The sequence below is a fragment of the Rhizobium leguminosarum genome (assembly GCF_004123835.1).
In the GTDB taxonomy this organism is placed as follows: domain Bacteria; phylum Pseudomonadota; class Alphaproteobacteria; order Rhizobiales; family Rhizobiaceae; genus Rhizobium; species Rhizobium leguminosarum_M.
In genome coordinates this window covers 141,459-162,610 of the sequence record NZ_MZMU01000012.1, presented here as the reverse complement: position 1 = coordinate 162,610, position 21,152 = coordinate 141,459, and the positions used below count along the sequence as shown (strand labels likewise).

Below are 21,152 nucleotides of genomic sequence, written 5' to 3'. Positions count from 1 at the left end.
TTAGGCGTCTAGACTTCCACCAGTCCCAGCTTCTTCACCTGCCGGATCGTCAGCATGGTGCGCACGGTATCGACATGTTCGTTCGCCGTCAGCACCTCGATGACGAAATCCTGGAAGCGGGTGAGGTTTTCCGCCACGCAATGCAGCAGGAAATCGCTGTCGCCGGAGACCATCCAGGCCTGGCGCACCAGCGGCCATTCGGCAGTGGCGGCGGCGAAGGCCTTGAGATTGCCTTCCGACTGGTGCTTGAGGCCGACCATGCAGAAAGCGACGAGGTCGAAGCCGAGCTTCGGGCTGTTCAGCATTGCGTGATAGCCCTCGATGATGCCGGCTTCCTCGAGCTTGCGCACCCGGCGCAGGCAAGGCGGCGCCGAGATGCCGACGCGATCGGCGAGCTCCACATTGGTCATGCGGCCGTCGGCCTGCAGCTCCCGGAGTATCTTTATGTCGATGACGTCGAGTTCCGCACGACCCACATCATTGCCTTTCTTTAATTCTCCGCGGGGAGCTTCTATATAAAGCCGCGGAATACGCAAGAAAGTTTCACGCCGATGACGGATTCTTGCACATCCGGGCGATTTGCCTTGTTGGTAACGCAAGGCTGCCCTTGAATAAAAGCATTGGACGTTCATAAATGGCGCAGGGACGCGAAACGGCCGCAATCGCTATCTAGCCGCCGCCCTCCTGCCAGTCGAAAGGAAATGACATGCCCGCCCGCCATACGAAGGTGCTCATCATCGGTTCCGGACCCGCAGGCTACACCGCCGCGGTCTATGCCGCGCGCGCCATGCTGAAACCGGTTTTGATCGCCGGTCTCGAACAGGGCGGCCAGTTGATGATTACCACCGATGTCGAGAACTATCCGGGCTTTGCCGATCCGATCCAGGGTCCCTGGTTGATGGAACAGATGCTGCAGCAGGCAAAACATGTCGGCGCTGAGATCGTCAACGACCTGGTGACCGAAGTCGACATGAACCAGCGTCCCTTCGTCGCCCGCACCGACAGCGGCCAGGTCTGGACCGCCGATACGCTGATCATTGCCACCGGCGCCAAGGCCAAGTGGCTCGGCATCGAGAGCGAGCAGCATTTCCAGGGCTTCGGCGTTTCGGCTTGCGCCACTTGCGACGGTTTCTTCTATCGCAACAAGGATGTGATCGTGGTCGGCGGCGGCAACAGCGCCGTCGAGGAGGCGCTCTATCTCTCCAACATCGCCAAGTCGGTTACATTGGTGCACCGCCGCGACTTCTTCCGAGCCGAGAAGATCCTGCAGGAACGCCTGTTTTCCAAGGACAATGTCAAGGTGCTGTGGAACACCGAAGTGGCCGAGATTACCGGCACCCCGGCCAAGCCGCCGATGCCGCAATCCGTATCCGGAGCGCGCCTGCGCGACACCCGCACCGGCACGATCACGGACATGGTCATCGATGGCGTCTTCGTCGCCATCGGCCATGCGCCGGCAACCGAGCTCTTCAAGGACAAGCTGAAGCTGAAGGATAATGGCTACCTCTGGACCGCGCCGGATTCGACCGCGACCAGCCTGGACGGTGTCTATGCCGCGGGCGACGTGACCGACGATACGTTCCGCCAGGCAATCACTGCCGCTGGCCTGGGGTGCATGGCAGCGCTTGAAGCCGAGCGATATCTGACGGGCCACATGCCCGTCGCCGTGGCAGCGGAGTAAGATCGGCATGAGGGGTGGGGGAATGCCATTGGATTGGGACAAGCTGCGTATTTTTCACGCAGCTGCCGAGGCGGGTTCGTTCACCCATGCGGCGGATAAACTGCATCTGTCCCAATCCGCCATCAGCCGCCAGGTAAGCGCGCTGGAGCACGATGTCGGCACCAAACTGTTTCACCGCCATGCGCGCGGCCTGATTCTGACGGAACAAGGCGAGCTGCTTTACCGCACCGCCCATGACGTGCTGCTGAAGCTCGAAACCGTGAAGATGCAGCTGACGGAAACGAACGAGACACCCTCCGGCAAGCTGCGCGTCACGACAACGGTCGGTCTCGGCCAGGGCTGGCTCACCGACAAGATCCAGGAGTTCCTGCAGCTTTATCCCGATGTGCAGATCCAGCTGATCCTCGATAATGAGGAAGTGGATGTGAACATGCGCCATGCCGACTGCGCGATCCGCCTGCGCCAGCCGCAGCAATCCGACCTCATCCAGCGCAAACTCTTCACCGTGCACATGCACGTCTATGCGGCTCCATCCTACATCAACCGCCATGGCGAGCCGCAGAAGGTCGAGGATCTCGACAATCACCGCATCATCACCTTCGGCGAGCCGGCGCCGAGTTACCTGCTCGATGTCAACTGGCTGGAGGTCGCCGGCCGCTCGTCCGACAACAAGCGCATCCCGCATCTGCAGATCAACAGCCAGACCTCGATCAAGCGCGCCGCGCTGCTCGGCATCGGCGTCGCCTGCCTGCCGGATTACATCGTCGGCCGCGACCCCGGCCTGATCCAGCTGGCGATCAATGCCGACGTCCCCTCCTTCGACACCTATTTCTGCTATCCCGACGAGATCAAGAACGCCGCCAAGCTGAAAGCCTTCCGCGATTTCATCGTCAGCAAAGCCCGAAACTGGAACTTTTGAGCCTGGTTTTATTGATGAATTGCCGACTATGCAGAACGTGCATGACTGGCATGCACAAATGAGGGTTGCCGTTTGCCCAATAAACCACCATATCGCTCATAGCTGATGCACATGGTGGCTTTTCCTCCCAGTTCCACCGCATTAGCTGTTCCCCTCTGGAGGTTTTTGACCTTCACACTTATAAGGGCCCTGGTTTTCCAGTGGCCCTCTTTTTTTGCCTTTCTCCCTCAGCGAAATACCGCACCGCAAAAAATTTGTGCGGCGCATAGCAGACATGCACAAAAAAGCATTGAAACCTGCTCAAGGAAGCACCATATCCCTCTCAGCTGATGCATCTTGTGGTTTCTCTCCCAGTACCACCGCATTAGCTGTTCCCCTCTGGAGGTTTTTTAACCTTCACAATTATAAGGGCCCTGGTTTTCCGGTGGCCCTCTTTTTTTGCCCAAAATATGCTCATTCAATAAAATCCATCGCCTCACGCCTCCGTGATTTGCATATCGAAGTCTGACGATCGATATATCGGCCAGACACGATTTACAGTTCGGCGAAAGACGATGGACAAAGACGAAATTATCAAGGCGCTCGCCCATCCCACCCGGATGGACATTCTGAACTGGCTGAAAAATCCCCAGAAGCATTTCCCCTCGCAGGAGCATCCTTTCGAAATGGGCGTCTGCGCCAGCCAGTTCGAGCGCTGCGGCCTGTCGCAGTCGACGGTCTCGGCCCATCTCGGCACGCTGCATCGCGCCGGCCTCGTCACCACCAAACGCGTCGGCCAGTGGATCTTTTACAAGCGCAACGAAGAAACCATCGCTGCCTTCCTAAAGCAACTGACGCAGGATCTTTAGAATGCCCCTCGCCCTCCTCGTTCTTGCCTTGAGCTCGTTTGCGATAGGCACCACCGAATTCGTCATCATGGGTCTGTTGCCGGAGGTCGCCGCCGATCTCTCGGTCAGCATCCCGCAGGCTGGATGGCTGGTGACCGGTTATGCCCTGGCGGTCGCGATCGGCGCCCCTGTGATGGCGATTTCGACTGCGAAGCTGAAGCGCCGCACCGCCCTGATTGCGCTGATGGCCTTCTTCATCGCCGGCAACCTGCTTTGCGCTCTGGCGAGCGACTACTGGGTGCTGATGATCGCCCGTGTCGTGACAGCACTCTGCCACGGCGCCTTCTTCGGCATCGGCTCGGTGGTCGCCGCCGGCCTCGTTGCCGAAGACCGCAAGGCCCGCGCCGTCGCGCTGATGTTTACCGGCCTGACGCTCGCCAATGTTCTCGGCGTGCCGCTCGGCACGGCGATCGGCCAGGCCTATGGCTGGCGCGCCACCTTCGGCGTCGTCACCGTCATCGGTATCGTCACCATTCTCGGCCTGATCGCTATCCTGCCCAGGGACAAGCAGCAAGAAAACGGCAGCATCCTGCGCGAGATCGCCGCACTCAGGAATGGCGGCCTGTGGCTGGCACTCTCCACCACCGTCTTCTTCGCCGCTTCGATGTTCGCCCTCTTCACCTATATCGCGCCGCTGCTGCGCGACGTCACCGGCGTGTCGCCGGAAGGCGTCACCTGGACGCTGTTCCTGATCGGCCTCGGGCTGACCATCGGCAACCTCGTCGGCGGCAAGCTTGCCGATTGGCGGCTCGGCGCAACGCTTGCCGGCGTCTTCGCCGCGATCGCCATCACTTCGATCGCCTTCAGCTATACGAGCCGCTTCTTCATCCCGGCTGAAATCACCCTCTTCCTTTGGGCAATGGCAAGTTTTGCCGCCGTACCGGCGCTTCAGGTCGGCGTCGTCGGCTTCGGCAAGGACGCACCGAACCTCGTCTCGACGATCAACATCGGTGCCTTCAACACCGGAAATGCGCTCGGCGCCTGGGTGGGCGGCCTGGTTATCGACGCCGGCTTCGATCTCACCCGCGTTCCGCTCGCCGCGGCCTTGATGGCCCTGATCGGCCTCGGCGCGACGGCGCTCACCTATCTCTCCGCCAGGGGCCGGGCCGCCCTCGCCCCTGCCGAGTGATCCTCCCGCAAAAGAAAGGACCAACATGGCCAAGCTTTTCGAACCCACGAAAGTCGGCGACATATCCGTCAAGAACCGCATCGTCATGGCGCCGCTCACTCGCAACCGCTCGCCGGGCGCAATCCCCAACGACCTCAACGTCGAATATTACCGCCAGCGCGCTACCGCCGGCCTGATCATCACCGAAGCAACCGCGATCACCCACCAGGGCCAGGGTTATGCCAACGTGCCTGGTCTCTACAGCAAAGAGGCTCTCGACGGCTGGAAGCGCGTGACCGACGCCGTTCACGCAGCAGGCGGCAAGATCGTCGTCCAGATTTGGCACGTCGGCCGCATTTCGCACACGACGCTGCAGCCGAACGACGGCAAGCCGGTTTCTTCGACCAACCGCGTCGCCAAGGCCAAGACCTATCTCGTCAATGCCGACGGCACCGGCAGCTTTGCCGACACCTCCGAGCCGCGCGCGCTCGAAACCGCCGAAATCCCCGGCATCATCGAGGATTACCGCAAGGCTGCCCGGGCCGCTATCGACGCCGGCTTCGACGGTGTCGAGATCCACGGCGCCAACGGCTACCTGCTCGACCAGTTCATCCGCGACGGTATCAACGACCGCACCGACCAATATGGCGGCTCGATCGAAAACCGCACCCGTCTGACCTTCGAAGTCGTCGATGCCGTGGTCAAGGAAATTGGCGCCGGTCGCACGGCGATCCGCATCTCGCCGGTGACGCCGTCCGGCGAAAGCTACGATTCCAATCCGCAGGCGACCTTCGCAAATGTCGTCGAAGGACTGGCCAAATACGACCTCGCCTATATCCATGTCATCGAAGGCCAGACCGGCGGCGACCGCGACTACAAGCAGGGCGACAATCCCGCCTTCGATTACAAGGCACTGCGCCAGACTTATGAAAAGGCCGGCGGCAAAGCCGACTGGATGGTCAACAACGGCTACGATCGCGATCTGGCGATTGATGCCGTCGAAAGCGGCCGCGCCGATCTCGTCGCCTTCGGCAAGCCTTTCATCGCCAATCCCGATCTCGTCGAGCGCCTGGTACACAATCTGCCGCTCAACACGCCCGACCAGTCGACCTTCTACGGCGGCACCGCCAAGGGCTATATCGACTATCCCATCCTCGAAAAGGTCGCCTGAGCCTTTCGGATGCGAACCGCGAAATCCCGCCGAAAGGCGGGATTTCCATTTTCGATGCATCTTTGTAGTGTGTCGCCATGTTCGATTCTTATCTCCATCGCTGGTCGCTCATATCAGACGGCGAGCCTATCATCACCCACTCCAGCCGCCTGCTGCCGGTCCTCTGGCAGGACAGGCCTGCCATGCTGAAAGTGGCGGCCGATATCGACGAACGATACGGCGCGCTTCTGATGCAATGGTGGGATGGTGACGGCGCAGCTTATGTCTACGCCCGTGAGGATGACGCCGTGCTGTTGGAAAGGGCGATGGGGAAACGCTCGCTGCTTTCCATGGCGATGGACGGCGAGGATGACGAAGCGAGCCGCATCCTGTGCCGCACCGCCGCGCGGCTGCATGCGCCGCGTGAAAAACCGCTTCCCGATCCCGTGCCCCTCAGCCGCTGGTTCCGTGATCTCGAACCGGCCGCCGACAAACATGGCGGTGCGCTTGCCGATTGCTCGGCGATCGCCAACGCCCTCCTTGCCGATCCGCGCGACCTCGCTGTTCTCCACGGCGATATTCATCACGAGAACATCCTCGATTTCGAGGCGCGCGGCTGGCTGGCGATCGATCCAAAGCGGCTCTACGGCGAGCGCGGCTTCGATTTCGCCAACATCTTCGCCAACGAGGAGCTGCCGACGATCACCGATCCCGCCCGTTTCCGCCGCCAGCTCGCCATCGTCTCGGCGGAGGCCGGGCTCGAGCCGAAGCGGCTGCTGCAATGGATCGCCGCCTATTCCGGCCTTTCCGCCGCATGGTTCCTTGGCGATCCGAACATCGAGCAGGCAGAAAAAGCGCTGACGGTCGCCCGGATCGCGCTGGCCGAACTCGAGAACTAACCCGCATTCTGCGACGGGTGCCCGATAAGGGTGGCCGCCGTGTCACGATGCGGTTCGGGCAGGCAACCGAGCGCCACGAGCGAAGCCCTGACCGCCTCGTCGATCGGTGTCTGCGGTTCCCTGCCGAGTTCAGCCGTCAGCCTGGTGTTCTGCATCCGCACCGGCACCTTCCAGAGATAGCGCATCTCCTTGATCTCCCGCATCACAGGAACGAAGGGCGCCGCCAGCGGTACGATCCACCAGGGAAAGCCGCCGATCTTCGCCCTGCCGCCGGCGACGCGCTTGATCGCTTCGGCCATCTGCATACCGTCCGCATCCCAGAAGCCCTCCATGTGATAGACGGCGAAGTCCGGCAGCCGATCGGCCCGCTCGATGAGCTGGGCGATGGTTTCCGCCATGTCTGGCAGGTAGGCCCATTGATGGCCGACATCGCGCCGACCCGGGTTCCTGATCGTGCCAATCGGCTTGCCTGGGGTCACGAGACCGGACGAAAACCAGCTATTGGCCGTCGTGCCCGGACCGAAGAAATCCCCCGCCCTGACAATGATGACGCCGGCGCCTGACTGTGACGCCGCCTTCAGCCGCCTCTCCATTTCGACGCGAATCGCCCCCTTCTTCGTCACCGGATGCTGCGGGCTTTCCTCCGTCGGCGCCGGCAGCGCATCGGGACCGAAATTATAGACGTTGCCCGGCAGCACGATGCGCACACCGACAGCGCGAGCAGCGGCGATGGTATTGTCGAGCATCGGCAGCACCAGCGTTTCCCAGTCTCGGTAGCCGGGCGGATTGACGGCATGGACGATCAGTCCGACGCCTTTAGCCGCCCTCAGGACGTCACCGGCATTCATCGCATCGCCCTGCACCCATTCGAAAGCCGGCTCGCTCCTCGACGCCTTGGCGGCATCACGGTTCAGCGCCCGGATGCGCCAGCCGCGCGCAAGCAGCTTGCGGGCAACTGCGCTGCCGATACCGCCGGTCGCGCCGAGAATGAGGGCCGTCGTCTTCATTTCACTGCTCATGACAATCATCTCCTTCGATCGGATGAGAGGATCATGCCATCAGAGCGGCGTAAACGAAATTGACGAAAGAAATACATCTGCTATACAAAAATATATGAGCGTGGAGCCGAGCTGGGATTTCTACCGCAGTTTCCTGACCGTGCTTCAGCAGGGGTCGCTTTCGGCCGCCGCCCGCGAACTGGGGCTGACGCAGCCGACCATAGGCCGCCATGTCGATGCACTGGAGCTGGCGATCGGCGCCGAACTCTTCACCCGCTCACCGAACGGGCTGTTGCCGACCGACGCCGCATTGGCGCTGAAACCCTATGCTGAAACGCTGGCGGCAACCACCGCCGCCCTTTTGCGCACCGCATCCGGCCAGCGCGAGCGCGTGGCTGGAACGGTCAGGGTCAGCGCCAGCGAGGTGATCGCCGTCGAAGTGCTGCCGGCGATTCTCGAACCGCTGCAGGAGACCTATCCCGAACTGCAGATCGAGCTCTCGGCATCCGATATGATCGAGGACCTGGTGAACCGCGAGGCCGATATTGCCGTGCGCATGGCCGAGCCGCAGCAGGCCGCACTCGTCGTGCGCCGCATCGGCGATATCCCCCTCGGCTTTCATGCCCATCGCCGCTATCTCGAACGACACGGCATTCCGCAAACCCTGGCTGACCTCGCAAACCACCGGCTCATCGGCTTCGACCGACAGACGGCCTATGTCCGCGTGGCGATGAACCGCTATGCGGTGCCCGGCATCGAGTTCTCCTACAGAACCGACAGCAATCTTGCCCAGCTTTCGGCGATCCGCGCCGGCGTCGGCATCGGTCTCTGCCAGATCGGACTTGCCCGGGGGAACCTTGACCTTGTCCACGTCCTGCCCGATGCCTTCGCCATACCGCTCGGCACCTGGGTGGCGATGCATGAGAGCCTGAAGACTTCGCCGCGCTGCCGTGTCACCTTCGATGCATTGGTCAGGGGCCTGCAGGACTATCACCGATATTCGGCCGGTGCGTGACCACGAAAATCGGAATCGATTTTCGGAAAGAATCATGCGCAAATTTCAGAAAATGGAGCGTCCTTAGCGCATTCTGTCGGACGCGCGCCACTCCAGCGGGAGGGCATGAAAACGCACAATCCGGTTGAACTCGTGCCCTGCGATCCGCAATGGCCGCAAGCCTTCCGGCGGATCCGCGACAGGTTGCTGGCCTTGCTGCCGCAGGCGCTCTCCATCGACCACATCGGCAGCACGTCCATACCAGGCATGGTCGCCAAGCCGCTCATCGATATCGACATCGTCCTTCCCGGCCTCGAGCACATCGAGGACACCACACGCGTGCTCCTGGCCGAAGGCTACGAGCCACGCGGCAACCGCTATGACGATCAGGTCTGGGCGTTTCTATCGAGAGGTTCAGTGCCGGCGGAACGGGTCTACCTTTGCCCGACAGGCAACGGCACGCATCGAAACAGGCTGGCTTTCCGGGATTATCTCATCGCACATCTACTGGCGGCGGCCGATTATGCCGCACTCAAACGCAGGCTGGCAGCCGAATTCCGGATGGACGGCGACGGCTACACTGCGCATAAGCGCGAATTCGTCGATGCGATCGTCGCGCGGGCATTGGCGGGAGATTGTTAGCTTCCGATGCCTTGCGAGGCCTCGGCCGTGCGATCCTTCCACTGGCCGTCCACCACCTCGGTTTCCGGCCGGTCGCCGCCTTCGGCATATTCTTCATGCCACTTGCCGTTCTCGTCCTGCCAACTGATCTCGGCGGAATCGCCGCCGACCTGCTGTTCGGCCGCGACGATGCGCGCAGCTTCGAGCGCCTCGGCATGGGTCGGGAATGCCTCTGAATAGACACCTCCCAGCCTGTAGGCCCAGCCGCCGTCATGCGGCACGACTTCGTAGACCACCTTGATCATGCAACCGTCTCCTCATCTTCTTGTTGCGCATTCGCACGCCTCCGGAAATGATCCGGATCATCGCGGCCGCTTGACGAGAATTCGAGGACGCCGCGATCTGCTTTCCGGCCCCGATGACGTTCAGTATTCCATTAAACGCCGAAGACTGCAAATGGCACTCGACCAGGACTTGCTTGATATGCGAAATCAGTGACTTAGATAGAGCGCATGAATCGGGACAGGAGCTGAGGCTTGGGATCGCGTCACGCTTTAAAGAGGAAAAGTTTCTTGTCGCCGCACTTGTCGTTGCAGCGATCGCCTATTTCTTCGAACATGCGGTGATCGAGATGGGGCGCGGCGTCGCGCTGATTGCCGCCGCTGGCCTGGTCGGCACCATCGTGCTCGCCTCGATCCGCGTGGCCCATCATGCCGAGCTACTCGCCGTCAAGGTCGGCGATCCCTATGGCACGATGATCCTGACGCTCTCGGCCGTCGCCGTCGAAGTCATCATCCTCGCCATCATGATGAGCGGCGAAAGCTCGCCGACGCTGGTGCGCGACACGATCTATTCGGCCCTGATGCTCGATATCAACGGCATTCTCGGCCTGGCCGCCCTGCTCAGCGGCCTCAAGCACGGCGAACAGCCCTACAACGACAATTCCGGCAAGACCTACGGCGTGATGATCCTCACCGCCATGGGCATTTCGATGATCGTGCCGGAATTCGTGCCCAGCGACAAATGGCACTATTATTCCGCCTTCACCATCGTCGCAATGATCGCGCTCTACGGCCTCTTCCTGCGCATGCAAGTTGGCCAGCACAGCTATTTCTTCAGCTACAGCTATCCGCGCTTCGAACGAAAAAAGGAAAGCCCGCACGAGCATGAGCCCGATGAGCCGACCGCCGTCTCGATCGCCACCATTCTCGTCGGCGTCGTCATCATCGGCCTGCTCGCGGAGTTCATGGCCGCCTTCATGACCGAAGGCCTGCGCGACAGCGGTGCGCCGATCGCCGTGACCGCCGTCGTCGTCGCAGCGATTTCGGCCGCTCCCGAAATCCTGACCGCATTAAGGGCGGCACTCAGGAACCGCATGCAGGCGACGGTCAACATCGCCATGGGCGCCTCGCTGTCGACGGTCATCCTAACGGTGCCCGTCATGGAGGCGATCGCGCTCTATACCGGCCAGCCCTTCATCATGGCGATGACCCCGGTGCAGACGGTGATGGTTGCGATCACGCTGATTGCCGCCGCGATCAACCTCAACGACGGCGAGACCAACGCCATCGAGGGCATGACGCATTTCATCCTCTTCGCCACCTTCGTCATGCTGACGGCGCTGGGGCTTTGAAGGCTTCTTCTCCCCGACAGGGGAACGGATAGCAGTTATCCGCACGCGTAACGTCAACTCACAGCCTGACAGCTCACTTTTTGAGGAGAGCTTTCGACAGTCATTCCTTCGACTTTTCGAGGAAACGCTGCTTGCGGGTTTTCGGCTTGAAGCGCCGGAAGAAACCCTCGATGGCACGGATGGATTTGGTGACGGACATGAGCCTGTCGATCTGGCTATTTGCGTTGTGAAGCCGTTCCGACAGGACTTCGGCCGCCGTCATCGCGATCTCGATCGGCGGCACCTGTGGAAACCGTCTGGCAAGTGCCGTATAGGGGCTGGCATCCACGCCGCCCATCATCGAGATCGTGCCCATCCGTGCAAAGAGACGCAGGAAGATCTGCTCGAACGTCCAGTCGTGCACGTCGAAGACCTTCCACTTCTCGCTCCTCTTCGCCGAAAAACCGGCCAGCAGAATCTTGCCCGGCAGTTGCAGGTCGGCGAGCCAGAGCGCCATCGCAAAGCCGCTCGTCGCAATCTTGCCCATCGGATAGAGACCGCTGAGCATTTGCGTCAGATCGAGGTGGCGAGTTCTGGCGCCTTTGAAGCCGCTCTCCTCGCTGAAGTTTTCCTCCGGGGAGACGCGAATGTTGACGACGCCCAGAAAATCGTCGCCGGCAAAAAAGCGCAGCACATCCCCCACCTCGCGCCGGTGAACGATATTGGCGCCCATCACGCCGCTGCGGGCAAACAGCACTGCATGGCCGGCGAAGGGTTCGTCGAGCACCTTATAGACATTGTTGAAGAAGACATAGAGAGCCGTCTCCGGCAATTCGCTTCGCAGCTGTTTGAAGTCGACGGCTTCGCTGTTTGCCACCAGCACGACGTGGGAATAGTGCGACAACAGCGCCTTCCACGCCTCCGGCGTCAGAAAATTGAAGCCGCTATCCGGGGCGGCCATGGTCTGCGTGTCGCTGGGGATTGCTTCCATATCGGCTCACATGCACTTTCCAAGGACGGCGCGCTCTGCCGTCCAACTAGCTGTTGCTGAAATAAGCGCGTGTCCGCGCCAGCCGCGCCAGCCCGCCGATCCGCTTTCCCAAATGCGAAAGGAACCCCGCGACCCGGCCCGTCATCGACGGCTGCCTGCAGAAGGAAGCCCATGGCGTATTGGCGAGATCCTCGGCATAACGCTTGGCCATCCGGCGATGCACCCACGGCACAGTCGGCTGCCACGGCTTTTTCCGGCCGGTGAAATGGATGATCGCCGGCCGGCGGACGAAAGGCAGGAGGCCGGTCTGCGTGTTCCAGCGCGGATCGAGCACCAGCCAGTCGCCATCGAAAGTGACGTTCAGCGCATCCTGGTCGTTATTCTCGAAAAGATGCGATCGTTCCTCGAAGATCTCCCGTGTCCTGGCAAAAAGCCCCCTCGACCGGCAGGCCGACCAGTCGAACAGCAGCACACCGGCATTGAAATAGCGGCCGCCCTCTTGCATGCCGATCTTGCGCTGCCGTGCGCCGGCCTTCTCGGGGAAGGCCATGACATAATCGTCTATGGCGGCAAGCGCCTTGCCCTGCAAATCCATGGCGAAGAGGTCGTCGACCGGCGCAACCGCAAGCACATCGGCATCGAGATAGAGCAGACGCTCGACATGATCGGGAATGTGCAGATCCATGTAGAGCCGCGCCAGCGTCGCGCCCGACCAGCGGCCCCGCGCCTGCAGCGTATCCGGCGTATTGTAGGGCAGCACCTTGATTGTCATGCCGTGCAGCCGCGCGAAATTTCCGACCTCGGCGATCTCGTTCGGCTTGAGGTCGATACCGAGAAGCAGGAACTCCACGGTGGAACTTGAGAGATTGCGCTTGACGGAAAGCAGGGTGCAGCAGGCGGCCGGCAACATGTTGACATCCGAACAGACGATGACGGCACTCTGCTGCAAAATCCCGGCCTCCCGAAGCGGCAACTCAAGCTTGATGCGGGATATCTAGTTGGTTTGATGCCAACCCGCAACCGCAGATCACCCGCCAGACCGTCACTCTGCGTCACGTTTTGAATCGGATTTCAACGACTTGCGAGGCGAAGCGGATTCAGATTAGGAGCATATTGAATCGGAACGTGAACTTAGAGCCGCAGCGCCAATGGATGATCAACGAGCAGCCGGTCGACTGTCGCAAGCTGCAGCCCCTCGACCTTGCATTGCGCAAGCAGCAGGCGATCGAAGGGATCACGTGTCTCCGGCTCGGGGTCAGCGGCGGTGATGACGTGCTGGATTTCTATCCGCAACAATATCAGCCCTATCTCCTCAAGAGACCGCGCGACGTCTTCAAGCGGCATGCCAGGGTCCAGCTTTCCCAATCGAGCCTTCATCGCCATTTCCCAGAGACTTGCGACGCTGACGAAGCCCTCAGTCTTGCTATCACCAAGCAGCGCGGCGATCTCCGGGAACCGTTGCCCGACGTCCTTGCGGAGGATCGCGAGAACGATATGGGTATCAAGGAGAAGCCTCATGGCTACGGCAAAGGCTTCAGGAGAAAATCCTCGGGCAGCGGATCATCAAAATCATCCGCGATGAACGGCACCGGATTGGTAATGCCGCGTGCGCGAAGATAAGCCTGCCCTGCCTCCAGGTTCAAACCGCCGCGTTTTTGATGCGGCACGAGATCGAACACCGGACGGCCGTTCCGCGTCACGACAATGGTCTCGCCTTCCTCGACCTCGCGGGCAAGCTCGGTCAGGCGGTTCTTCGCATCGCGGATCGAAACGGTCTTCATGCCGTCAAATGTAGCCACATGCAGCTACATCGTCAACGTCGCGCACAACAAAAAAGGCCCGCCGTCACCGGCAGGCCTTGGGTCGCTCTGATTGCAGTCCGCTTATTTGCAGGCGCCGCAGAAGCGCTGGATGCGGCGGCAGGCTTCCTCGAGCTGCTCTTCCGAAGTCGCGTAGGAGATGCGGAAGTTCGGGCCTAGGCCGAAGGCCGAGCCGTGAACGACGGCGACGCCTTCGGATTCCAGCAATTCGGAAACGAAATCCTCATCGGTCTCGATCACCTTGCCCGACGGAGCCGTCTTGCCGATCAAACCGGCGCAGGACGGATAGACATAGAAGGCGCCTTCCGGCACCGGGCAGACGATGCCCTTGGCCTGGTTCAGCATGGAAACGACGAGATCGCGACGGCCTTCGAAGATCTTCTTGTTCGCAGGGATGAAGTCCTGCGTGCCGTTCAGTGCTTCGACAGCCGCCCACTGGGCGATCGACGTCGCACCCGAAGTCTGCTGCCCCTGGATCATGTCCATGGCCTTGATGAGCTGGATCGGACCGGCCGCATAGCCGATACGCCAGCCGGTCATCGCATAGGCCTTGGAGACGCCGTTCATCGTCAGCGTACGGTCGTAAAGCTTCGGCTCGACTTCCACAGGCGTGACGAACTTGAAGTCGCCATAGGTCAGGTGCTCGTACATGTCGTCGGTCAGCACCCAGACCTGCGGATGCTTCATCAGCACATCCGTCAGCGCCTTCAGCTCGTCCTGTGTATAGGCCGCCCCCGTCGGGTTGGACGGCGAGTTGAAGATGAACCACTTGGTCGTCGGCGTGATTGCCTTTTCGAGATCGGCCGCCTGGAGTTTGAAGTTATGCTCCTGGGTGGCCGAAACGAAAACCGGTGTGCCGCCGCACAGCGCCACCATCTCAGGATAGGAAACCCAGTAAGGCGCCGGGATGACGACTTCGTCGCCGGGGTTCAGCGTTGCCATGAAGGCGTTGAAAAGGATCTGCTTGCCGCCGGTGCCGACGATCGTCTGCTCCCAGGAATAGTCGAGGCCGTTCTCGCGCTTGAACTTGGCGGCGATCGCCTTGCGCAGTTCCGGGATACCGGAAACCGGCGTGTACTTCGTCTCGCCGCGGTTAATCGCGTCGATGGCGGCCGTCTTGATATTATCGGGCGTATCGAAATCCGGTTCACCCGCGCCAAGGCCAATGACGTCACGTCCTTTTGCTTTCAGCTCGCGCGCTTTCTGGGAGACGGCGATGGTGGCTGAAGGCTTCACACGGGAAAGAGCATCGGCAAGGAAAGCCATGATAACGGTCCTAATGGTTGAAACGGGCAGAAAGCCGGGACCGGAGTTCTGCGGTTAGCTCTATGTCCAATGTATGACGGCATTTCAAGCGGAAAGGCGTCATGGTGGCATGATTCTTATTGATCGGTTCGCCACTCCGCCCACCCGGCATGCCGCCCCTTCGGAGAAGCCTTGCGTCACGCGGTCGAAACGCTATGCGCAGATCTTGAATCAATCTTTGAAGTCATCCGGATTTATCCCCTGAAATCAGTGGCATCGTCGAATTCGGCCATTGCCACGAATAAGCCGCAACAAATGCCGCGCCACGCCGCAATTCGGTCGCGAGCGCGCCGAGATCGAAGCCGCATCATCGGGCATCCGAAATTGGTTATTGAGGGTATGCCAATGTTTCTGGACGATGAGTTTACCATAGGGCGCATTCGTGCGCGCCGAATTTCCGTTTCAGTCCTTATTGCCGTCACCGCCTTTGCCGCCTGCATCGCCGCGATACTGGGGTTTGCCTCCGCCGCCCGCGCCGCCGAGACGCCGCAGGCATCCGCCCAGCTCGCAGCGCTTGTCCGGCCGAACGACGTCAATAGCGGCTCGCTGCTCTTTCCGTCGAAGGAGCCGGGCTTCTATGTCGAAGCGCCGCGGCTGAAGACCGATGTCGCCATCGATGTCTCCGGCCCGATCGCCAGGGTGAAGGTGACGCAGCGCTTCCAGAATCCGAGCCAGGGTTGGGTCGAAGGCACCTACGTCTTCCCGCTGCCGGACAACTCCGCCGTCGACGCGCTGAAAATGCAGATCGGCGAACGCTTCATCGAAGGCCAGATCAAGCCGCGCCAGGAAGCCCGCGAGATCTACGAGCAGGCCAAGGCCGAGGGCAAGAAGACGGCGTTGCTCGAGCAGCAGCGGCCGAACATCTTCACCAACCAGGTCGCCAATATCGGTCCCGGCGAAACCATCGTCGTCCAGATCGAATACCAGCAGACCGTCCACCAGTCGGGTGGCGAGTTCTCGCTGCGCTTCCCGATGGTCGTCGCTCCGCGCTACAATCCGGCGCCGATCGTCCAGACTGTCGAGTTCAACAACGGCGCCGGTTTCGCCACGCCGCGCGACCCGGTGGAAAACCGCGACAAGATCGAAGCCCCCGTGCTCGATCCGCGTGAGAACGCCAGGATCAATCCGGTTTCGCTGACCGTCGACCTCAAGGCCGGTTTCCCGCTCGGCGATGTCAAATCGTCCTTCCACGCGGTCGATATCAGCCAGGATGGCGACCAGGCGAGAATGATCAGCCTGAAGGCGGACACCGTTCCCGCCGATAAGGATTTCGAACTCACCTGGAAGGCCGCTCCCGGCAAAATGCCGAGTGCCGGCCTCTTCCGCGAAGTGATGAACGGCAAGACCTATCTGCTCGCCTTCGTCACCCCGCCCACGGCCCCGGATACGGCAGCGCCGCCGGCAAAACGCGAGGTGGTCTTCGTCATCGACAATTCCGGCTCCATGTCCGGCCCGTCGATCGAGCAGGCAAGGCAGAGCCTGGCGCTTGCCATCTCCAAGCTGAACCCCGACGACCGCTTCAACGTCATCCGCTTCGACGATACAATGACGGACTACTTCAAAGGTCTCGTCACTGCCACCCCTGACAATCGCGAAAAGGCGATCGCCTATGTCCGAGGCCTGACAGCCGACGGCGGCACGGAAATGCTGCCTGCCTTGCAGGCTGCGCTACGCAACCAGGGACCGGTCGCCACCGGAGCGCTGCGCCAGGTCGTGTTCCTGACGGATGGCGCGATCGGCAACGAACAGCAGTTGTTCCAGGAAATCACCGCAAACCGCGGCGACGCCCGCGTCTTCACCGTCGGCATCGGCTCGGCGCCGAACACCTATTTCATGACCAAGGCGGCCGAAGTCGGCCGCGGCACCTTCACGGCGATCGGCTCGACCGATCAGGTGGCAAGCCGCATGGGCGAGCTTTTCGCCAAGCTACAGAACCCAGCCATGACCGATATCGCCGCGACCTTCCAAGGCATCGAAGCCGAGGATATCACGCCGAACCCGATGCCGGACCTCTACAGCGGCGAACCCGTGGTGCTGACCGCGCAGCTGCCTGACGATAAGCCCGCCGGCAAGTTGCAGATCGTCGGCAAGACAGGCGATCAGCCTTGGCGCGTCGAGATGGATATCGCCAATGCCGCCGACGGCAACGGTATTTCCAAGCTCTGGGCACGCCGCAAAATCGACGATTTCGAGGCCCGTGCCTATGAGCGTCAGGATCCGGTCGCGCTCGACAAGGATATCGAGACCGTGGCGCTCGCCCACCATCTCGTCTCCCGGGTCACCAGCCTGGTTGCCGTGGATGTCACCCCGTCGCGCCCGGCCGATCAGCCGCTCGGCTCGGCGAAGCTGCCGCTCAACCTGCCGGATGGTTGGGACTTCGATAAGGTCTTCGGCGAAAACACTGTCCCTCCTGGCGGCGGAGAGCGCCATGGCTCGGCTACGCCGGCAGGAAACGCCAGGCCGGAGCAAGCGGCGGCCGAAACACAGGATCTCGCCGCATCGCCTGAGATCGCAAACATGATGGCCGCAGCCCCGACCGCCAAGGCAGCCACCATGATCGCGCAAAAAAGCACGACCGTGAACCTGCCGCAGACGGCGACGCGCGCCGACGAGCAGATCATCCGCGGGCTGACCATGCTGCTCCTGGCGCTGACGGCGGCAAGCGGACTGGCCGTCTGGCGGCGCCGCCTCAAGCGCATGATCGCGGTCGGAGCCAAGCGCAATGGTCTCTAGGCTCTCCGCAAGCCAGAACGAGGAAGCGGCCGAATTCGAGCCGCTTCCGACCTATCTGGAACTCGCCATGGCCGCCGCCACGGCCCACGACATGCCGAAGCCTCGCCAGCGGAAGGGTTTCTTCCTCTGGCGTCTTTCCTCGATCGAAAAGGCGATCGCCTTTGCCATCGCCGGCCTTGCCTTCTATGGCCTGGCGCTGATCGGCGACGGCTTCCTGCTAAAGGCGAAAGCGGAACTCTCCCAGATCCTGCTGAAACGCGCCTTCGCCGCCGAATTGCGAGGCGAAGAGACAAAACCCTGGCCCTGGGCGGATTTCACCACGGAGGCCAAGGTGCGCGCCCCCCGTCTCGGCAAGGAGGCGATCGTGCTCGCCGGCGCCTCTGGCGAGGCTCTGGCCTTCGGTCCGGCCTGGCTCGTCAACACGCCACAGCCCGGCGAGGAAGGCACCTCTGTCATCGCCGCCCATCGCGACACGCATTTCCGCTGGCTGCAATATATAAGGCCGGGCGATACGATCGAGGTCACTCGCCGCGACGGCAAACTATTGACCTTCAAGGCCGGCGAGGGCCGCATCGCCGCGTGGGATGCCAACGGCATCGATCCCTCCTCGGATGGCCACCGCCTGGTGCTGACCACCTGTTGGCCCTTCGACACTGTGGAACGCGGGCCGTTGCGCTACATCCTGGAGGCCGAACTGGTCGATGGCCAGGCGACGGGCTCCGTTCAACCGGTAAACACAAAGCCGTTATTGCAGACCGAATGAGGTTGAAGCTCTCCCCTGCCCGCTCCACGTTCGCCTGGAGAGACGACGGGGATGCACGATGAAGAGAATGTCCGCCTTCCATTTCGCCGCAGCGCTGGTCCTGTTCGGCGCCATGTCCGCGGATGCGGCCGACACAATCAACACGCAGGAACTCGCCGTCCGTGTCGACAAGCTCGCCGACGGCCTCCAACATCCCTGGGCGGTCGAGGTGTTGCCCGATGGCGCCTATCTCGTCACCGAGCGGCCGGGCCGCATACGCATCGTCCGCGACGGCAAGGTCTCCGAGCCGATTGGGGGCGTGCCCAAGGTTAGCGCCCGTGGCCAGGGCGGCCTGATGGACGTGGCGCTCGCGCCGGACTTTGCGACATCTCGCAAACTCTATTTCACCGCCGCCATCGCCAACAGCCAGGGCTCCGGCACCGAAGCCTTCAGCGCCACGCTTACCACTGACGAGAAGACACTCGACGCCGTGACGCCTATCTTCACCATGCGGCGCTTCACGTCAGGCAATATCCAGTACGGCTCGCGTATTGCGATTGCTCCCGACGGTACGCTGTTCATCAGCGTCGGCGATCGCGGCAACCGCGACCGCTCGCAGAACTGGCAGGACGATGCCGGCTCGATCATCCATATCAATGCCGATGGCAGCATCCCTGCCGACAATCCGTTTAAGAACGGGGGCAAGGCGCTGCCGGAAATCTGGTCGAAAGGCCACCGCAATCCGCAGGGCATCACCTTCGACGCGAAGGATGGCAAGCTCTATACCGTCGAACACGGCGCGCGCGGCGGCGACGAGATCAACCAGCCCGAGGCCGGCAAGAATTACGGCTGGCCGATCATCACCTATGGCCGCGACTATTCGGGCGCCGAGATCGGCGAAGGCACCGCCAAGGAAGGGCTGGAACAGCCGCTGCATTATTGGGATCCTTCGATCGCGCCTGGCGCGCTCGTCGTCTATCGAGGAGCCATGTTCCCGGAATGGGACGGCAATTTCCTCGTCGCGGCGCTGAAGTTCAAGCTGCTCTCGCGCATGCAGCGCGACGACGGCGGCGCCTTCGTCACCGAAGAGCGTATGTTCAAGAGCGAATACGGCCGCATCCGCGACGTCGTCGTCGCACCCGACGGCGCGCTGCTGATGGTGACGGACGAGGACAACGGCGCGCTGCTCAGGATCTCGAGAGCCCAAGCCCGTAACGGCTGAGACGTCACAACGCGCCGCGCAGTTCCTTGCGGATGACGAATTTCAACCCGGACCAGATCTCGTCGACGGCGCAGACCTTGACGTCCACGAGCCCGGTTGGAAGCAGAACCTCCCGCAGCACGTCCTCGGTGATGTCAGTCGGCACGCGTGAACTCTTCTTCGGCCAGGAGATCCAGACCATCGCGTCCCGCCTCAGGACACGGAAAAGCGCGGGCGCAATAGCCTCCAGCGCCGCACGTTCTGTCGTAAACAGATGCACGTAGTCGAATGCACGCTGAGGCATCTCGGGAAGCGTGCGGACGACCGAAGCAAAACCGTCGAAACCATTGATGTTCCCGATCGTTTCGGGAATGCCGAGAAGAGCGGCCGCCTGCCCATGTGCAAGGCCGAGTTTCCTGACGAGCGGCGTGCCGGAATAGCCTGCCGTCCCGGGCACAGCCACGTCGCCGACCGGCCGCTGTTCCTCGCGTCGCATGCTCCACCTCCGTCAACGGGCATGACGTCTTCACCCTTGCCGAAAGGAAATGCAACTGCTAACCGCTCGGGCACATCTCCCTTCCTATCGAGGACGACATGACGCGCGTTCAGGCGAACCTTCTCCTATTGCTCGCAGCCGCCATCTGGGGCGGCGGCTTCGTCGCGCAGTCGACGGCGATGAAGGCGATCGGCCCCTTCTGGTTCATTGGCCTGCGGTTTGCCGTCGCCACGCTGGCGGTGCTCCCTTTCGTCCTTTTTGAAGCGCGCAAGGCAAAGGAGAAGACCAGCGCACGCCATGCGAAGCTCTATATCCTGATCGGCCTTGCCCTTTTCGGCGGCGCAGCCACGCAGCAGGTCGGACTGCAGACGACGACGGTGACGAATTCCAGCTTCATCACCGGTCTCTACGTCGTTTTCGTACCGCTGATCGCCGTGTTCTTCCTGCGCCGTGCCCCGCATTGGATCATCTGGCCAGGCGCGCTGATGGCGGTCACCGGCATCTATCTCCTGTCCGGCGGCCATCTCTCGGCGCTGACACCTGGCGATCTGCTGACCGTCGTCTGTGCCGTCTTTTGGGCGATTCAGATCACCCTTGCCGGCACGACCGTTTCCGAGACCGGAAGACCGCTCGCACTCTCCGCCACGCAATTTGCCGTCACCGCAGTCTGTGCGCTGGCCGTTGCCGCAGCGGTCGAACCGGTCAGCCTTTCGGCAATACAGGCCGCGGCGCCGGAGATCCTTTATGTCGGCATCTTCTCCTCGGGCGTGGCTTTCGTGCTGCAGGTGATCGCCCAGCGCTACACGACGCCCTCGCAGGCCGCGATTTTTCTTTCTTCCGAAGCGCTCTTCGGCGCCTCGCTTGCAGCCCTGCTGCTCGGCGAAACGATGCCGGTAACAGGTTATGCAGGTTGCGCGCTCATGTTTATCGCTATGCTTGTGGTCGAACTCGTGCCGGGATTGACCCGCCGACGCCTGCCAGCCACGTGAACACGC

General features: G+C 61.7%; 22 protein-coding genes. 13 read left to right on the top strand and 9 right to left on the bottom strand.

Annotated elements, in window-relative coordinates:
• Positions 1–8: 8 nt before the first annotated feature.
• The gene (locus B5P46_RS17540; RefSeq protein ID WP_003541645.1) at positions 9–476 is read right to left on the bottom strand and encodes an Lrp/AsnC family transcriptional regulator; all 468 of its coding nucleotides are present in this window, start codon (positions 474–476) and stop codon (positions 9–11) included.
• 230 nt (positions 477–706) lie between these two features.
• On the opposite strand from B5P46_RS17540, the gene trxB reads away from it, so the two are divergent.
• The 6 genes from trxB to B5P46_RS17510 all read left to right on the top strand — a co-directional run bounded on the left by trxB (position 707) and on the right by B5P46_RS17510 (position 6,644).
• Positions 707–1,681, top strand: coding sequence for a thioredoxin-disulfide reductase (gene trxB, locus B5P46_RS17535; protein ID WP_003541649.1), 975 nt, complete (start codon positions 707–709; stop codon positions 1,679–1,681).
• 22 nt (positions 1,682–1,703) lie between these two features.
• Entirely contained in the window at positions 1,704–2,600 is an 897-nt protein-coding gene (locus B5P46_RS17530; RefSeq protein WP_129419756.1) for a LysR family transcriptional regulator VtlR, read from the top strand.
• Positions 2,601–3,154: 554 nt separating this feature from the next.
• Complete coding sequence (locus tag B5P46_RS17525; protein ID WP_129419755.1) at positions 3,155–3,448, top strand: ArsR/SmtB family transcription factor; 294 nt, start codon at positions 3,155–3,157, stop codon at positions 3,446–3,448.
• A gap of 1 nt (position 3,449) precedes the next feature.
• On the top strand, positions 3,450–4,616 hold the full coding sequence (locus tag B5P46_RS17520; protein WP_129419754.1) for an MFS transporter: 1,167 nt from the start codon (positions 3,450–3,452) through the stop codon (positions 4,614–4,616).
• A gap of 25 nt (positions 4,617–4,641) precedes the next feature.
• Positions 4,642–5,766 (top strand): alkene reductase, encoded by a 1,125-nt coding sequence (locus tag B5P46_RS17515; RefSeq protein ID WP_129419753.1) that lies wholly within the window; start codon positions 4,642–4,644, stop codon positions 5,764–5,766.
• A 77-nt stretch (positions 5,767–5,843) separates the two neighbouring features.
• Positions 5,844–6,644, top strand: a complete 801-nt coding sequence (locus tag B5P46_RS17510) for an aminoglycoside phosphotransferase family protein (protein WP_129419752.1) — start codon at positions 5,844–5,846, stop codon at positions 6,642–6,644.
• Here the strand turns inward: B5P46_RS17510 and B5P46_RS17505 are convergent.
• Complete coding sequence (locus tag B5P46_RS17505; RefSeq protein WP_129419751.1) at positions 6,641–7,663, bottom strand: NAD(P)H-binding protein; 1,023 nt, start codon at positions 7,661–7,663, stop codon at positions 6,641–6,643. The genes B5P46_RS17510 and B5P46_RS17505 overlap by 4 nt on opposite strands.
• A 94-nt stretch (positions 7,664–7,757) precedes the next feature.
• On the opposite strand from B5P46_RS17505, the gene B5P46_RS17500 reads away from it, so the two are divergent.
• Both B5P46_RS17500 and B5P46_RS17495 read left to right on the top strand, forming a co-directional pair.
• On the top strand, positions 7,758–8,657 hold the full coding sequence (locus B5P46_RS17500; protein WP_129419750.1) for a LysR family transcriptional regulator: 900 nt from the start codon (positions 7,758–7,760) through the stop codon (positions 8,655–8,657).
• 105 nt (positions 8,658–8,762) lie between these two features.
• On the top strand, positions 8,763–9,278 hold the full coding sequence (locus B5P46_RS17495; RefSeq protein ID WP_129419749.1) for a GrpB family protein: 516 nt from the start codon (positions 8,763–8,765) through the stop codon (positions 9,276–9,278).
• Here the strand turns inward: B5P46_RS17495 and B5P46_RS17490 are convergent.
• Entirely contained in the window at positions 9,275–9,562 is a 288-nt protein-coding gene (locus B5P46_RS17490; protein WP_003541669.1) for a DUF2188 domain-containing protein, read from the bottom strand. The genes B5P46_RS17495 and B5P46_RS17490 overlap by 4 nt on opposite strands.
• A 224-nt stretch (positions 9,563–9,786) precedes the next feature.
• On the opposite strand from B5P46_RS17490, the gene B5P46_RS17485 reads away from it, so the two are divergent.
• Entirely contained in the window at positions 9,787–10,890 is a 1,104-nt protein-coding gene (locus B5P46_RS17485; protein ID WP_129420511.1) for a calcium:proton antiporter, read from the top strand.
• 100 nt (positions 10,891–10,990) lie between these two features.
• Here B5P46_RS17485 and B5P46_RS17480 read toward each other — a convergent pair whose 3' ends face one another.
• The 5 genes from B5P46_RS17480 to B5P46_RS17460 all read right to left on the bottom strand — a co-directional run bounded on the left by B5P46_RS17480 (position 10,991) and on the right by B5P46_RS17460 (position 14,946).
• A complete protein-coding gene (locus B5P46_RS17480) occupies positions 10,991–11,860 on the bottom strand; it encodes a 3-deoxy-manno-octulosonate cytidylyltransferase (RefSeq protein ID WP_129419748.1) in 870 nt (289 codons plus the stop codon).
• A 46-nt stretch (positions 11,861–11,906) separates the two neighbouring features.
• Entirely contained in the window at positions 11,907–12,809 is a 903-nt protein-coding gene (locus B5P46_RS17475; protein ID WP_129419747.1) for a glycosyltransferase family 8 protein, read from the bottom strand.
• Between the two features lie 182 nt (positions 12,810–12,991).
• Positions 12,992–13,378, bottom strand: a complete 387-nt coding sequence (locus B5P46_RS17470) for a type II toxin-antitoxin system VapC family toxin (RefSeq protein ID WP_129419746.1) — start codon at positions 13,376–13,378, stop codon at positions 12,992–12,994.
• A 2-nt stretch (positions 13,379–13,380) separates the two neighbouring features.
• A complete protein-coding gene (locus B5P46_RS17465) occupies positions 13,381–13,641 on the bottom strand; it encodes a type II toxin-antitoxin system Phd/YefM family antitoxin (protein WP_003593113.1) in 261 nt (86 codons plus the stop codon).
• Between the two features lie 102 nt (positions 13,642–13,743).
• Positions 13,744–14,946: a pyridoxal phosphate-dependent aminotransferase gene (locus B5P46_RS17460; RefSeq protein ID WP_129419745.1), complete on the bottom strand. Its 1,203-nt coding sequence runs from the start codon at positions 14,944–14,946 to the stop codon at positions 13,744–13,746.
• 384 nt (positions 14,947–15,330) lie between these two features.
• On the opposite strand from B5P46_RS17460, the gene B5P46_RS17455 reads away from it, so the two are divergent.
• From B5P46_RS17455 to B5P46_RS17445, 3 genes are read left to right on the top strand one after another with little or no spacing between them, the layout of a single operon-like run.
• Positions 15,331–17,718, top strand: a complete 2,388-nt coding sequence (locus tag B5P46_RS17455) for a marine proteobacterial sortase target protein (RefSeq protein WP_129419744.1) — start codon at positions 15,331–15,333, stop codon at positions 17,716–17,718.
• A complete protein-coding gene (locus B5P46_RS17450) occupies positions 17,708–18,481 on the top strand; it encodes a class GN sortase (RefSeq protein ID WP_129419743.1) in 774 nt (257 codons plus the stop codon). The genes B5P46_RS17455 and B5P46_RS17450 overlap by 11 nt, the downstream gene beginning before the upstream one ends.
• A 58-nt stretch (positions 18,482–18,539) precedes the next feature.
• Entirely contained in the window at positions 18,540–19,682 is a 1,143-nt protein-coding gene (locus B5P46_RS17445; protein WP_129419742.1) for a PQQ-dependent sugar dehydrogenase, read from the top strand.
• 4 nt (positions 19,683–19,686) lie between these two features.
• Here B5P46_RS17445 and B5P46_RS17440 read toward each other — a convergent pair whose 3' ends face one another.
• On the bottom strand, positions 19,687–20,157 hold the full coding sequence (locus B5P46_RS17440) for a DUF3052 domain-containing protein (RefSeq protein WP_129419741.1): 471 nt from the start codon (positions 20,155–20,157) through the stop codon (positions 19,687–19,689).
• Positions 20,158–20,255: 98 nt separating this feature from the next.
• Here B5P46_RS17440 and B5P46_RS17435 point away from each other — a divergent pair, with 98 nt between their 5' ends.
• The gene (locus B5P46_RS17435) at positions 20,256–21,146 is read left to right on the top strand and encodes a DMT family transporter (RefSeq protein ID WP_129419740.1); all 891 of its coding nucleotides are present in this window, start codon (positions 20,256–20,258) and stop codon (positions 21,144–21,146) included.
• The last annotated feature ends 6 nt before the right edge of the window (positions 21,147–21,152 follow it).